We start from the raw sequence: 14,123 nt of genomic DNA on the forward strand, positions 1-14,123 counted from the left end.
ATTCCGCGCTCTCCTTACAGTTTGACGCCGCTGAAGGACATGAAGGCCAGCGCCATCAGACCCGCGGTGATAAAGGTGATGCCCAGGCCCTGCAGACCGTCCGGCACGTCGGAATACTTCAGCTTCTCGCGCACGCCCGCCATCGCGGTGATCGCCAGCGCCCAGCCAAAGCCGGATGAGAGGCCGTAAGTTGCTGCTTCCGCAAAGTTGTAGTCGCGTTCCACCATGAACAGCGAGCCGCCCAGGATCGCGCAGTTCACCGTGATCAGCGGCAGGAAGATCCCCAGCGCGTTGTAAAGCGGCGGGAAATACTTATCGAGGATCATCTCCAGGATCTGCACCATCGCGGCAATAACGCCGATATAGGAAATCAGACCAAGAAAGGTCAGGTCCACATCGGGAAAGCCCGCCCAGGCCAGCGCACCGGGTTTCAGCAGATAGGTCAGCAGCAGGTTGTTGGCCGGAACCGTGATCGCCTGCACCAGCATGACGGAAATCCCCAGCCCCAGCGCGGTCGAGATCTTTTTCGACACCGCGATGAAGGTACACATGCCCAGGAAGAAGGACAGCGCCAGGTTTTCAACAAAGATGGCCTTGACGGCGAGTGAAATCAGCCCTTCCATCAGTGCGCCTCCACGGATTGGATTTTGAATTCACGCTCTTCCACCTGGTTCGGTTTCCAGGTGCGGAAGCCCCAGATCAGCAGGCCGATGATAAAGAACGCCGAGGGCGGCAGCAGCAGCATGCCGTTGGGCACATACCAGCCGCCGTTGTTCACGGTTTCCAGAATGGTGATGCCAAACAGCGATCCGGCTCCGAACAGCTCGCGGATGAAACCGACCAGCATCAGGATCAGGCCATAGCCCAGCCCGTTGCCGATGCCGTCGATGAAGGACGCGACCGGCGGGTTCTTCATGGCAAAGGCTTCGGCGCGGCCCATCACGATGCAGTTGGTGATGATCAGGCCGACAAAGACCGACAGGGTCTTCGAGATCTCGAACGCATAGGCCTTCAGCACCTGATCCACCAGGATCACCAGCGACGCGATGATCACCATCTGCACGATGATCCGGATCGAACCGGGGATCTGGTTGCGCAGGATCGAGATGAACATCGACGAGAACGCGGTCACGAAGGTCACCGCCAGGGTCATCACAAACGCCACCTGCAGCGACGATGTCACCGCCAGCGCCGAGCAGATGCCCAGAACCTGCAGCGTGATCGGGTTGTTGTCGACCAGCGGGTCGACCAGCATTTCCTTCTTGGTCTGCGACATCACAGGTCTCCCGCTTGCAGGGCGTCCAGGAAGGGTGCGTAGCCTTCTTCGCCCATCCAGAATTTCACCAGGTTATCCACCCCTGCCGAGGTCAGCGTGGCACCGGCCAGCGCATCAATATGGTGCTCCGGCCCGGCGGCGGTCGGGGTCTTGGCGACGGTGATCTGCAATTCGCCATCGGCATCATGCAGCTTCTTGCCGTGCCACAGCGCTTTCCAGCGCGGGTTGTCCACCTCGGCGCCCAGACCCGGGGTTTCACCGTGCTGATAGAACTGCAGGCCAAAGATATCGTTGCCGTTCTCCTCGACCGCGATAAAGCCGTAAAGGGTCGACCACAGCCCGTAGCCGTGGACCGGCAGGATCACCTTGTCCAGCCCGCCCGCATCATCGCGCAGCAGATAGACGGTTTTGTAGCGCGACTGGCGGCCGATGCCGGCCGGGTCAACGTCCAGCTCGCGGCTCAGCTCCGGATCCTGCGCAGCCGCGAGACCGTCAAAGCTGGCGGCGTCGAACTGGTCGGTGAATTCACCGGTCTGCAGATCCAGCACCTGCGGTTCAAACGCGGCGAAGGCTTCGGCGACATCGGTGCCGGGCTCATACAGGCCCGCCACCTGCAGCACGTTCAGCTGCTTGTCGCGTTTGCGGTTGGTCTCCTGCACCGGGCGCAAGCTGACGGCGGCGGAGGACACGATCATCGAGGCCACCAGACAGACGGCAACAGCGATGAACACGGTCTTGCCAACCGAATCCGGCGATGCGGCGAGGAAGCGGCCGATCAGGCCTTTGCTTTGGGTATCAGCCATGGCGGCGCGCCCTCCGTTTGATATTTGCCTGCACGACGAAGTAATCGATCAGCGGTGCAAAGACGTTGCCGAACAGGATCGCCAGCATCATGCCTTCGGGGAAGGCCGGGTTCAGCACCCGGATCAGCACCACCATCACACCGATCAGCGCGCCATAGATGTAGCGGCCGGCGTTGGTGTGCGACGCGGACACAGGTTCGGTCACCATGAACACCAGGCCAAAGGCATAGCCGCCCAGCACCAGATGCCAGTACCAGGGCATCGCAAACATCGGGTTGGTGTCGGAACCGATCAGGTTCAGCAGCAGCGAAAACGCGATCATGCCGCCCAGACAGCCCGCGATCAGGCGCCAGTTGGCAATCTTGGTGAACAGCAGAAACGCAAGGCCAATGGCGCAGGCCAGGGTCGAGGTCTCGCCAAAGCTGCCCTGGATGGTGCCGATGAAGGCATCCGACCATTCAATACCCTTGGCGGCCAGCGCCTGCACGCCCTCAGCAGCCGAGACACCCAGCGCGGTCGCACCGGAGAACCCGTCAACCGGGGTCCAGACACTGTCGCCCGACATATTGGCCGGATAGGCGAAATACAGGAACGCACGGCCCGTCAGGGCCGGGTTCAGGAAGTTCTTGCCGGTGCCGCCAAAGACTTCCTTGCCGATCACCACACCGAAGATGATGCCAAGCGCCACCTGCCACAGCGGCGCCGAGGCCGGCATGATCAGCGTGTACAGCATCGAGGTCACAAGAAAGCCCTCGTTCACCTCATGGCCGCGGACGGTGGCAAAGATCACTTCAAAGATGCCGCCTGCAACCAGCGTCACGATGTAGATCGGCAGGAAATATAGGAACCCATGCGCGATATTCGCCATCGGGTTCGCCGCATCCAGCGATATCCCCAGCGTGTTCAGGATGGCAATCCGCCAGCCGCTGGCCGCATCCGCCCCCAGTGCTGCAATCGCCGAATTGGCTTGATAGCCGGTGTTCCACATGCCCCACAGAATGCAGGGGATGGTGGCGATCACCACATAGGTCATGATCCGCTTCATATCGACATATGAACGCGCGTGCGGCGCGGCGGTGGTCACGGTCTTGGGGGTGTAAAGAAAGCTCTCCACCATCTCGTAGACGGGGAAAAGTTTCTCGTATTTGCCGCCCTTTTCAAAGTGCGGCTCGATTCTGTCAAAGAAGCTGCGCAATCCCATCCGGCTCAGCCCTCCTTTTCAATCTTGGCGAGGCAGTCGCGCAGCGCTTGCCCGTATTCATACTTGGCCGGGCAGGCAAAGCCGACGAGGCCCAGGTCCTCTTCGTCCAGCTCCAGCGCACCCAGCGCCTGTGCGGTATCGGTGTCCATCACCAGCAGCGCGCGCAGCAGCTGCGTCGGCAGGTAATCCTGCGGCATCAGCTGCTCAAAGGTGCCGGTGGGCACCATCGCGCGGCGGCCGCCATTGAGGTTGCTGGTCAGGCCGAACAGCTTGCGCGTCAGCGCCGAGCCCAGCACCGGCTGCACCGCGTATTTGCTGCCCATCGGGCGGATCCAGCCCAGCGGGATCTGCTTGCGGTCTTCCTCGATGATGGCAAGCTGGCGGGCAAAGCGGCCAAGGAATGCCAGCGGACCGGCAGCCTGGCGGCCCGACAGGATAGAGCCTGATATCACCCGCACCGGACCGTCCGAAGCAATCTCGCCACGGGTCAGCTCATCGGTGGAGGCGCCCATCACGGTACGGACCAGCCGCGGCGCGCGCGCAGCGGGCCCCGCCAGCGCAATCACGATGGAGGGATCCAGATGGCCGGTCTGCAGCAGACGGCCGATGGCGATCACATCCTGATAGGAAATCGTCCAGACCTCCTGGTCACCCTTCACCGGGTGCAGGAAGTGGATGTGGGTGCCGGCCAGACCGCTGGGATGCGGGCCGGAAAAGGCCGCCGCCTCAACCCCGGCAAGGTCCGTGCCCGGAATACTGTCGCCTGCCTTCTGGCACAGATAGGTGGCGCCCTCGGTCAGCAGGGTCAGCGCTTTCAGGCCTGCGGCAAAAGCCTCGCCCGCCTCATTGATGATCAGCGCGGCATCGGCGGCCAGCGGCTCGCTGTCCATCGCAGTCACAAAAATCGCGCCCGGCTTGGTGCCCGGCACCGGCATCTTGGAATAGGGACGGCTCCGGAACGCGGTCCACAGGCCGGCGGCGCACAGCTTTTCGGTCAGCCCCTCGGCGGTATCGCTATTTCCGGTGGCGGAAAAATCAACACCCTTGTCTTCGGCGTCCGCAACCGCGATCACCACGCTTTCCAGCACCCGGCGCGCGCCGCGGTTGATCGCCACGACCTTGCCGGTCATGGGGGCGACCATCATCGCGTCTTCGGCATCCTTGTGGCAGAACAGCGGAGTTCCGCGCTGGACCTCTTCGCCTTCCTGCACCAGCATCCGGGGTTTCAAGCCCAGGTAGTCGGGACCCAGAACCGCCACCGACGTGATGGCCGGGCCGGGGTGAATGACCTGCTCCGGTGCGCCTGTCACCGGCAGATCCAGCCCCTTCCTCAAGTTAAATGTCTTCATATTTGCGCTACGTCCTTGTGAGGCCGATTCCCGTGGCGGTTCTTATCTGTTTCCGGCGGCGGAGACAAAGAGAACGCAGGCTTGCGGTCGCTTTTGGCTCTTCACCAGCCGGGTCCGGCCCTGTTTGATCGGGCGCACTCGAATCAAATTTGCCGCCGAATGGCAAGGGCAGCGCCCCGCCTCCCGGGCAGATTCCTCCGTGATCGCAGCTTCTAAGCCAGAATACCGCGTCCGGGGGCCGCCAATGCGTCAGAAGCAGGCGCTGGAAACGGCAATCCAGGCCCCTGCCTGTGGACAAACCGCCCCGGCAGCGCAGAGTCTGCCGGGGCGGTTCGCCGTGATGGCGCTAACGCTTGCGGCGCCCGGCGTATGATTCGCGACAGGCGTCTCTTTTTTGCGGGTGCTTTACGCCTCCCAGACTGCCTGCGGCGCGCCCATCAGGCCGCGGTCGACAGTGATGCCCAGGCCCGGCGCATCCGGCACCAGCACCCCGCCGTCCTGCACGGGCGCGTCGAACGCGGCCGTTTCCAGCGTCACCATATCGCGGCAGTCCAGAATGCAGCGCAAGAACCGTTCCGGCACCGTCGCGCCCAGATGGGCAATGGCGGAAAACGCGATGGCGGAGCCGACCGTATCCTGCACGCTGACTGTCGCGCCCGCGGCCAGGCACATGTCCCGGTGCCGCCGCCCATGGGTCAGCCCGCCCGCCTTGGAGATCTTGAGGCCGATACCGTCAGCCACATCCTCGGCCAGCATCAGGGCCACGTCCTCATCCTGCTGCACCAGCTCATCCAGAATGATCGGCACCGTGCAGCGCTTGCGCAGCGACATCGTCTCGCGCCAGGTCTTGCAGGGCGCCTCCAGCACAAAGTCCAGACCATCCGGCAGCATCCGCAGCATCCGCAGCGCGGCCTCAACCGTCAGCCCGCCATTGGCATCGGCCAGAAAGAACTCGCCCGGCTGCCGGTCAGCCAAGGACTCGCGGATGCGCGCGGCGTCCAGTGCCGGCCCGCCTTCGCTGTCTAGGGCGCCGATTTTCACCGAATGGCCCAGATAGCCCATCTCGCGGTGCTGCGCGACGCGGGCGCGCATGTCCTCAGGGGATCCGGCATAGATCGAAGAGATCACCGGCAGGCGCTTGCCGGTTGATCCGCCCAGCAGCTCGCAGACCGGCAGGTTCACTGATTTCCCGAACAGATCCCAGCAGGCCAGATCAATTGCAGATTTCGCGTGGTTGTGGCCCACCAGCGCCTCGTCCATCGTGTCATTGATCCGGTCCATCTGCCGCGGGTCGCGTCCCAGCAGATAGGGCGCAATCTCGGCAATCCCGGCCCGCACGCCCAAGGCATGTGCGGCGATATAGGTGGCGCCGAACGGCGTGCTCTCTCCCCAGCCCTCCAGCCCGGTGTCGGTCTCGATCCGCACAAAGGACGCATCAAAGCTGCGGTACTCGCGCCCGCCCGACAGCATATAGACGCCGCCGGAATAGGGCAGGTCCAGCTGATAAAGCTCGATCTTCTTGATCTTCACGCAGCGACCTCCGGGATCATCAGCACCAGCTTGCCGGTGTGTTTCTTGCTCAGGAAGTCTTCCTGCGCGGCGGCAATTCCGGACAGCGGATAGGTCTTGGCCACCAGCGGCCGGATTTCACCGGCCTCGATGTAGGAAATCAGATTGGCAAAAACCTCATCCTCCTGAAAGGTGCAGCCCATCAGCGTCAGGTCCTTCAGATACAGCGTGCGCACGTCGATCTCGCTGATCGGACCGGCGATGGCGCCAGCGGTGGCATAGCGCCCGCCGCGCCGTAAAACATCCATAAAAGCCGGCCACTGTTCCCCGGCAACCAGATCGATCACCACGTCGATGCTGCCCTCGCCCAGTTCCGCGCGCAGATCGGCGTTGCGGTCCACCACCCGGTCGGCGCCAAGCGCCAGCACCTCATCCGCCTTGGCAGCAGAGGACAGCGCTATAACAGCCGCGCCCCGGCGCTTGGCCAGCTGCACGGCGGCAGAACCCACCCCGCCGGAGGCCCCGGAGATCAGCACCGTCTCGGTGCCCAGCCCCGCCCGGTGCAGCATGTTCTCAGCCGTCGAATAGGCACAAGGGATCGAGGCAAGTTCCGCGTCGGACCAGTCGCAGTTCACCGCATGGGTTTCGCCTGCGGGCGCCACTGCAAACTGGGCAAACCCCCCGTCGCATTCGCTGCCGAAGGTCCAGCACTCATAGGGCCGGTAGCCCACATAGGTCCGCAGCATATTGCGCACCAGCACCCGTTCGCCGATGCGGGCGGCGTCAACCCCCTCCCCCACCGCCGCGATGTATCCGCAGGCGTCAGCGCCCTGGATACGGGGAAACTCCAGCGGCTTGCCCGACCAGCTGGCGTCGTCGTCGTTGACGCTGTCAAACCCGGTGGCGCCGCCGGCGTTGGTATCGGCCTCGACCGCCTTGGAATACCAGCCGATACGGGTGTTGATATCGGTGTTGTTGATACCCGCCGCCGCGACGCGGATCAGCACCTCGCCGGGCTTGGGCTGCGGCACCGGCACATCGGTGCGGTAGTCCAGTTTTTCGATACCGCCGTGGCCGGTCAGCAGAACCGCTGCCATTGTGCTGGGGATCATGCCCTGCCCTTCCCTTGATATATTTGATTGGCCGGCCCTCCCCTGCCGGCCAAAACAGACCGCTGTCCCCGCGGGGACAGCCGCCTGAAACTGGTGTCAAAGCGCCAGCGGATGCGCCCGGTCCTGCGCCGCCAGCCGCCGGTTCAGCTCCCTGGCCTCCGGCAGCCCGGCCTCCAGCGCAAAGACAAAGGCGTGGGTCAGGTAGAAGCAGGCGGCATTGATATCACCCGCTGCCTCGGCCCTGTCGCCGGCCAGCGTGTAAAGCCGGACCAGCGCCGCGCTGTCCTTGTCCCCATGCGCTTTCAGCAGCGCCTGGTCGAGTTCTGCACGCTCCATCCGTCAGCCCTTCAGCGAGATCGCGATGTTCTTGGTGCGCACATAGTTGTAAAGCGCCTCCAGCCCTTTTTCGCGGCCAAAACCCGACTTGCCGACGCCGCCGAACGGGGTCGAGATGCCGCCGGCGAACCATTCGTTCACAAACACCTGCCCGGCACGCAGGCGGTTCGCCCCACGATGCGCCCGCGCCAGATCACGGGTGAACACACCGGCCACCAGCCCGAAGTCGGTGCCGTTGGCCATGGCAATCGCCTCGGCTTCGGTGTCGAAGGGCGTGAAGCAGGTGACGGGGCCGAAGATCTCCTCCTGCGCGACACGGGACGCGGGATCCACATCCGCAAGGATGGTCGGCGCCATAAAGTAGCCCTCCCGCTCCAGCCGGGCGCCGCCCGACGCTGCGCGGGCGCCGCTTTGACGGGCCGTGGCGACCAGGGTTTCGATGCCATCCAGCTGACGCGCCGAGATCACCGGGGTGAGGCCGGGATTGTCCAGACCGTGGCCGACGCTGAGACCGTTTGCCAGAGCCGCCGCGCGCTCAACCGCTTCCGCGTAGATCGAGCGGTGCACCAGCACCCGCGACATGGCGGAGCAGACCTGGCCGGCGTTGTAGAAGATGCCGCTTTGCAGGGAGGACATCAGCGTGTCGAGATTGGCGTCCTCAAACGCCACCGCAGCGGATTTGCCGCCCAGCTCCATCAGCGCCGGAGTTACCGGGCTGGCCGCCGCGCGCAGGATCGCCTGGCCGGTCGGCACCGAGCCGGTGAAGACGATCTGATCCACCGCCGCGCTTTGCACCAGCCGCGCGCCGAGGTCAGCGCCGATGCCGTTCAGGATCGAGACTGTCCCCGCAGGGACATCGGCGCGTTCCAGCGCGACGCCCAGCATCGCCAGCGCCATCGGGTCCAGCTCCGGCGATTTGATGATCACCGAATTGCCCGCCGCCATCGCAGGCGCCAAGGAGCGCGCGGCAATCGACACCGGGAAGTTCCACGGCACGATCTGGGCGGAAACGCCGTAGGGTTCATAGACCGTAAAATCAGCGTAATCGGGGCCGAGCGGAATCGACTTGCCTTCGATCTTGTCGGCCATGCCGCCGTAGTATTCGAAATACTGCGCGGCTTCCTCGAATTCGTCATGCGCGGCGCTGAGGCTCTTGCCGCTTTCGCGGCACAGAAGCTCTGCGCCCTCATTCGCGATGCCGCGGATCTCGGCCGCGATGCGCTGCATCAGCTGGCCGCGTCTGGACGGCTGCATCGCAGCCAGATCGCCGCGTTCGAAACTGGCGCGAGCTGCCTCCAGCGCGCGGGCCAGGGTGTCCTCGCCCGCCAGCGCGCAATCCGCCACAGGGCTGCCATTGCCAGGATCCTCGACCGCGATGCGTTTGCCGCCGTCGCCTTCGGCCCAGGCGCCGGCCAGGAAATTCCTGGCCAGCCCGTCGTTCAGAAAAGACGTCATGCCGCGCGGCCCTTGGCCACCTGACCGGCAACCCAGGCGTGGAAGTTATGGGTCGGCCCGTCCATCGCAGGTGAGAAACGCCCGCCGTCGAACAGTTCGCCATGGCGGCCCTTCTGCATGCCCTCAACGACAAAGATGTCTTCTTCGAACACGGTCTTCCACAGCTTGGCGTTCTCGTCGCGCAGCTGTTCCAGCTCTGGCGTGTCCTCGCTGGACTTGGCGTAGTAGAGCTCAATATGCTCGACGGTGCTTTCGGTGCTGACCGGCTCCAGAATGATCGCAAAGGCGTGGTCGCGCTGCACCCCCAGCAGCACGTTGGGATAGACGGCAATATATTCGCCGCCCTCGTCCCATTTGCTGCTGAGGCCTTCGAAATCCGGGAACAGCTTGCCGTCTTCGCCCTTCAACTGGCGATAGACCAGGGTGCCCTGGCCGGAATAATGCCCCGGCACCTCAATGTTGTAGTGGTCTTCCAGCCGCGAATAGCTGTTCAGCCCGGGATGCACCCACGGCAGGTGATAGCTTTCGCAGTAGTTCTCAACCGCCAGCTTCCAGTTGGTTTTGACTTCCAGCTGAAAACCGGAGCTTTCGCCGCCGTGATGCACCGGCTGCTCGAATTCCTTCCAGCGTTCCAGCAGGCCTGCATGGGCCTCCTCGAACTCCGGCGCGGTGCCGTCGACATTCACAAAGATCACGTCGCGCCAGACGTAGGAACGGATCCGCACCAGGCCCAGCTCGTCCAGCTTGATGTCTTCATGCTTGTTGTTGCCGGGGCCGCCGACATGCGGGGTGGAGACCAGACGGCCGTTCAAGCCATAGCACCAGCTGTGGTAGGGGCAGCGGATAGCGCCGCGGATCTTGCCGGGTTTTTCGACCAGGATCATGCCGCGGTGGCGGCAGGTGTTCTGAAACACACCGACGGCGCCGTCGGTGTCGCGCACGATCAGCAGCGGCATGCCCAGAAAATCAACCGGCTTGGCATAGCCCGGCTCGGGCACATCCTTGCCAAAGCCGATGCCGGACCAGTTGGCAAACAGCACCGAACGCTTTTCTTCGGCAAAAACAGCGGGGTCGATGTAATGGGCATTCGGCAGGCCGTTGGCCACATTGACCGGAGCCATCACCGGGGCAAGCGTGTCATGCTTGTTCATCTGGGTCTCTCCTAACCTGAGAAAAGATGTGCGCGTTGTGCGCCATTGAAGGCAGAGAGGGGTTTCATTCAATATCAGGAATTTTCGCACTGGCCTTAGCTGGATTCACCCAAACCTCGACTGACCTCGTCAATCACCCAATTGCGAAGCAAACGGGCGGATTCCGACAGATCTGGGTCCGGCCTGCCCACCAGATGAAAGCCGTGAGGCGCGGCCAGCACATGCGGTCCGATCGGCACCAGCTGGCCCGTGACCAGCAGCGGGTTCAGCAGCCGCTGCCACCCCAGCGCCAGCCCGGTTCCGTCCTGTGCGGCCTGCAGGGCAACGGAATAGTTATTGACCCGCACGCCCGGCGCGATGGGGCCGTCATAGCCCAGCTGCTGGAACCAATCGGCCCAGGTGGTCCAGCTTTTGTCATCGGATTCCAGGTGCAGCAGACGCTGCCGGGCCAGGTCCTCCAGCGGGACGCCGGTGAGTTTTGCCGCCAGTTCCGCATTGCCGACCGGCACCAGATGGTCGCGGTACAGCTCGGTCTGCTGCAGCCTTGTGTCGCGCTCGCGCCCGTAACGGATATAGAAATCCACGTCAGGCATGCTGCGCAAGGGCCGGTCGTTGACGATCTGATTGACGTTCACATCCGGGTGCTGCCGCCAGAACCGCACCACCGAGGGCGACAGCCACAGCGAGGCCACGGCGGAGGTGGAGCCGATGGTCACGGTGTCGCCGGTATGGCGGTCGCGGATGGTTTTCAGGCTCAGCGATATTTTCGAGAAGGACGTCGCCAGCGTGTCAAACAGCGCCTCGCCTTCCCCGGTCAGCTCCACCCCGCGGTGCTTGCGCTGAAACAGCGGCACCTGCAGTTCCGCCTCCAAGGCCTTCACCTGATGGCTGACGGCGCCGGGGGTGACGGACAGCTCCTGCGCGGCGTTCTTGAAACTCAGATGCCGGGCGGCGGCCTCAAATGCGGCCAGGGTGGTCAGCGGCGGCAGGCTGTAATGGCGGCGGGACATCTGCGGCTCCTGGCATCTGGCTCGGGTGAACGGTCTTCATTTCAATATGGGCAATGCGGCTTTGAAGGCCAGCCCGGAATTCGCGCAGGCGGGCCGTGTTCCGGCGCCCCTAATCAATCCGGCCGCGCTGCAGCATCGGGGTCACGTTAAAGGCCGCCTTATACACCCGCGAGAAATGCCCCGGGCTGTCGAAACCGCAGGACAGCGCCACGTCGGTCACCGAGGACTCGGTCTGGATCAGCAGGTTGCGGGCGCGCTCCAGCCGCATTTCCATCGAATATTTCTTGGGCGAGGTGTTGAGATACTTGCCGAACAGCCGTTCCAGCTGGCGGGTGGAGATGCCGATATCCTCGGCAATCAGCGCCGGCGAGATGGGATCGCTGACATGATCGTGCATCATCTGGATCGCCCGCGCCAGATGCCGGTTGCGCATGCCGTTGCGCGATTGCAGCGAAACCTTCTGCTCGGCGGTGGCATTGCGCACCGCGTTGTAAACCATCTGGTCCGCCACAGCGACCGCCAGATCATAGCCGTGATCGCGTTCGATCAGATGCAGCATCAGATCCGCAGTGGCGGTGCCGCCCGAGGCGGTCATGTGCTTTTCATCGGCCACAAAGACGCTGCGCACCAGGTTCACCTCGGGAAAACCCTCCATGAAACTGTCGTGGTATTCCCAGTGGATCGCCGCCTGCATGCCCTTGAGAAACCCGGCCTCGGCCAGCACCCAGGCGCCGGAACACAAGGCCCCGATCCGCGTGCCCCGCGCCCGTTCGCGGCGCAGCGCCGCCAGCAGCGGTTTGGACACATGGTTGCGCATGTGGATGCCCGACAGGGCAAACAGCTGCTGGCATTTCGGGATCGCATCGAACCCGTAATGCACCAGCGTCACCGAGCCGTTGGAACAGGTCGCGGTCGCGCCGTTCTCCGAGCCGAACGACCAGTCATACAAGGTCCGGCCGCTGACCAGATTGGCGATGCGCAGGGGCTCCACCGCGCAGGAAAAGGCGAGATGCGAGAACTCCTCGACCAGAAGAAAGGCAAAATGCTGGATTTTGGACATGGTGCGGCCGCCTGACAAGAAACCCGCGGGACCGCCTTGCGGCGCGCAGCCCTGCGGTCCGGGCAGGCTAATCCCCCTGCCCCCTTTGCCGCAAGCCGCTGCACCGTGCAAAACGCCCGCAATTTGCACACATCACATTTTTTCTGTGTACACAATATGTATTTTGTGACACAGAGGCTGCGAACCGAAGAATCCCACCCGCATCAGCGGCAGGAGAAAGCCCCATGAAAGACGCCTCCAAAAACCGTAAGGCTGAGCTCTACAGCCGCCTCAAGACGGCCATCATGACGCTGGAGCTGCGTCCCGGCGCCGATCTGGACGAAGCGAAACTGTCCGAGGAAACCGGTCTGTCGCGCACCCCCTTGCGCGAGGTGCTGCGCCAGTTGGCGGGCGAAGGCTATGCGGATCTGCGGGAAAACCGCGGTGCGCGGGTCAGCGAGATGTCGCATATGACCCTGCGCGATTTCTTCCTGGCGGCGCCGATGATCTATGGCGCGGTGCTGCAACTGGCCGCCAAACACGCCACGCCCGCCCAGATCGTCACCCTGAAAGCCGCGCAGGAGGACTTTAAGGCCGCCCTGCGCAGCGGTTCGGGCGCGGACCGGGCGATGGCCAACAACCGGTTTCACGAAGTGACCGGCGAGATGGCGGACAACATCTATCTGCAGCCCTCCTTTCAGCGGCTGCTGATTGATCACGCCCGCATCTCGATGACCTTTTACCGGCCGCAAAGCACGGAAATGGCCGAAAACGTCTCGGAAGCCAGCGCCCAGCATGACGCCATCATCGCCGCCATTGAAACGGGCGACGAGGCGGCGGCGGCGCAGCTGGCAATTGATCACTGGAACCTGTCGCGCGACCGGATCGAGCTGTTTGTCATGCCCGCCGGGCTGGACGTGCCGCTGGGCACGGTTGCACGCAAAACCCCTGCATAGAGGACGAAATGACCCCAATATTCCGCTTTGAAGGGATCTACACCCCCGTGGTGACACCCTATCACGAGGACGGCAGCGTCAATTGGGACGCGCAGGCCGAGGTGATCGAATACCTGGTTGAGAACGGCGTGCATGGCCTGATCTCCGGCGGCTCGACCGGTGAAAACTATGCCCAGACGGTTGAGGAACGGCTGGAGCTGGCCAAGTTCACCCATCAGCAGCTGAAAGGCCGGCTGCCCTTGGTTGTCGGCACCGGCGCGATGCTGACCGGCGATTCCATCGCGCTGGCCGCGGGTGCGCGCGAAATCGGCGCCGAGTCGATCCTGCTGGCCTCGCCCCCCTACTCGGTCCCGACCGACCGCGAAAATGCGCTGAATGCGCTGGCCATCGACAAGGCCGCGGATCTGCCGGTGATGCTGTACAACTACCCGCACCGCACCGGCACCATGATGGGTGAGGAGTTTTTGGACCGGGTGGGGCGCAGCCGCAATTTCTGCGGCATCAAGGAAAGCTCAGGCGATATCAACCGGGTGCATCTGCTGGCGCGGGACTATCCGCATATCCAGCTGGGCTGCGGCATGGACGACCAGGCGCTGGAATTCTTTGCCTGGGGCGCGCCGTTCTGGGTCTGCGGCGGCTCGAATTTCCTGCCGGCCGAGCATGTGGCGCTGTACAATGCCTGCGTGGTGGAGGGCAATTACACCAAGGGCCGCCGCATCATGTCGGCGATGATGCCGCTGATGCATGTGCTGGAGCAGGGCGGCAAGTTCATCCAGACCATCAAACACGGCGTCACCCTGAATGGCATCGCGGCCGGCGCCATGCGGGCGCCGCTGAAGGGGCTGAACAAAGACGACAAACGCGCGCTGGAACAGGTTGTGCGGGTGCTGAAACAGAAAATTGCCGGCATTCAGGCGGAGGGCTGA

14 protein-coding genes are annotated in these 14,123 nt (G+C 63.6%); 2 read left to right on the forward strand and 12 right to left on the reverse strand.

Translation table 11 applies throughout. The features are described 5' to 3' along the window. Positions 1 to 14 precede the first annotated feature (14 nt). The 12 genes from nqrE to METH_RS20650 all read right to left on the reverse strand — a co-directional run bounded on the left by nqrE (position 15) and on the right by METH_RS20650 (position 12,262). Complete coding sequence (gene nqrE, locus METH_RS20595) at positions 15 to 623, reverse strand: NADH:ubiquinone reductase (Na(+)-transporting) subunit E (RefSeq protein WP_024092714.1); 609 nt, start codon at positions 621 to 623, stop codon at positions 15 to 17. Then, complete coding sequence (locus METH_RS20600) at positions 623 to 1,276, reverse strand: NADH:ubiquinone reductase (Na(+)-transporting) subunit D (protein WP_024092715.1); 654 nt, start codon at positions 1,274 to 1,276, stop codon at positions 623 to 625. The genes nqrE and METH_RS20600 overlap by 1 nt, the downstream gene beginning before the upstream one ends. Then, a complete protein-coding gene (locus METH_RS20605; RefSeq protein WP_024092716.1) occupies positions 1,276 to 2,079 on the reverse strand; it encodes a Na(+)-translocating NADH-quinone reductase subunit C in 804 nt (267 codons plus the stop codon). Before METH_RS20605 ends, METH_RS20600 begins: the two co-directional genes overlap by 1 nt. Next, entirely contained in the window at positions 2,072 to 3,280 is a 1,209-nt protein-coding gene (locus tag METH_RS20610; RefSeq protein ID WP_024092717.1) for an NADH:ubiquinone reductase (Na(+)-transporting) subunit B, read from the reverse strand. The genes METH_RS20605 and METH_RS20610 overlap by 8 nt, the downstream gene beginning before the upstream one ends. A gap of 5 nt (positions 3,281 to 3,285) precedes the next feature. Then, a complete protein-coding gene (locus tag METH_RS20615) occupies positions 3,286 to 4,629 on the reverse strand; it encodes a Na(+)-translocating NADH-quinone reductase subunit A (protein WP_044008792.1) in 1,344 nt (447 codons plus the stop codon). A 405-nt stretch (positions 4,630 to 5,034) separates the two neighbouring features. Then, entirely contained in the window at positions 5,035 to 6,159 is a 1,125-nt protein-coding gene (locus METH_RS20620) for a mandelate racemase/muconate lactonizing enzyme family protein (protein ID WP_024092719.1), read from the reverse strand. Next, a complete protein-coding gene (locus METH_RS20625; RefSeq protein ID WP_024092720.1) occupies positions 6,156 to 7,250 on the reverse strand; it encodes an alcohol dehydrogenase family protein in 1,095 nt (364 codons plus the stop codon). The genes METH_RS20620 and METH_RS20625 overlap by 4 nt, the downstream gene beginning before the upstream one ends. Positions 7,251 to 7,346: 96 nt before the next feature. After that, a complete protein-coding gene (locus METH_RS20630) occupies positions 7,347 to 7,586 on the reverse strand; it encodes a hypothetical protein (RefSeq protein ID WP_024092721.1) in 240 nt (79 codons plus the stop codon). A gap of 3 nt (positions 7,587 to 7,589) precedes the next feature. Then, entirely contained in the window at positions 7,590 to 9,041 is a 1,452-nt protein-coding gene (locus tag METH_RS20635) for an aldehyde dehydrogenase family protein (RefSeq protein ID WP_024092722.1), read from the reverse strand. Further along, positions 9,038 to 10,192 (reverse strand): aromatic ring-hydroxylating oxygenase subunit alpha, encoded by a 1,155-nt coding sequence (locus METH_RS20640; RefSeq protein ID WP_024092723.1) that lies wholly within the window; start codon positions 10,190 to 10,192, stop codon positions 9,038 to 9,040. Before METH_RS20640 ends, METH_RS20635 begins: the two co-directional genes overlap by 4 nt. Before the next feature lie 95 nt (positions 10,193 to 10,287). After that, positions 10,288 to 11,202, reverse strand: a complete 915-nt coding sequence (locus METH_RS20645) for a LysR substrate-binding domain-containing protein (protein ID WP_024092724.1) — start codon at positions 11,200 to 11,202, stop codon at positions 10,288 to 10,290. 109 nt (positions 11,203 to 11,311) lie between these two features. Beyond that, entirely contained in the window at positions 11,312 to 12,262 is a 951-nt protein-coding gene (locus tag METH_RS20650; RefSeq protein WP_024092725.1) for a GlxA family transcriptional regulator, read from the reverse strand. Positions 12,263 to 12,486: 224 nt separating this feature from the next. On the opposite strand from METH_RS20650, the gene METH_RS20655 reads away from it, so the two are divergent. Both METH_RS20655 and METH_RS20660 read left to right on the forward strand, forming a co-directional pair. Then, a complete protein-coding gene (locus tag METH_RS20655) occupies positions 12,487 to 13,197 on the forward strand; it encodes a GntR family transcriptional regulator (protein ID WP_024092726.1) in 711 nt (236 codons plus the stop codon). 8 nt (positions 13,198 to 13,205) lie between these two features. Further along, positions 13,206 to 14,123 carry a dihydrodipicolinate synthase family protein gene (locus METH_RS20660; protein ID WP_024092727.1) on the forward strand — a complete coding sequence of 306 codons (918 nt, stop codon included), beginning with the start codon at positions 13,206 to 13,208 and terminating at the stop codon, positions 14,121 to 14,123.

Origin of the sequence: Leisingera methylohalidivorans DSM 14336, from assembly GCF_000511355.1 — a bacterium.
In the GTDB taxonomy this organism is placed as follows: domain Bacteria; phylum Pseudomonadota; class Alphaproteobacteria; order Rhodobacterales; family Rhodobacteraceae; genus Leisingera; species Leisingera methylohalidivorans.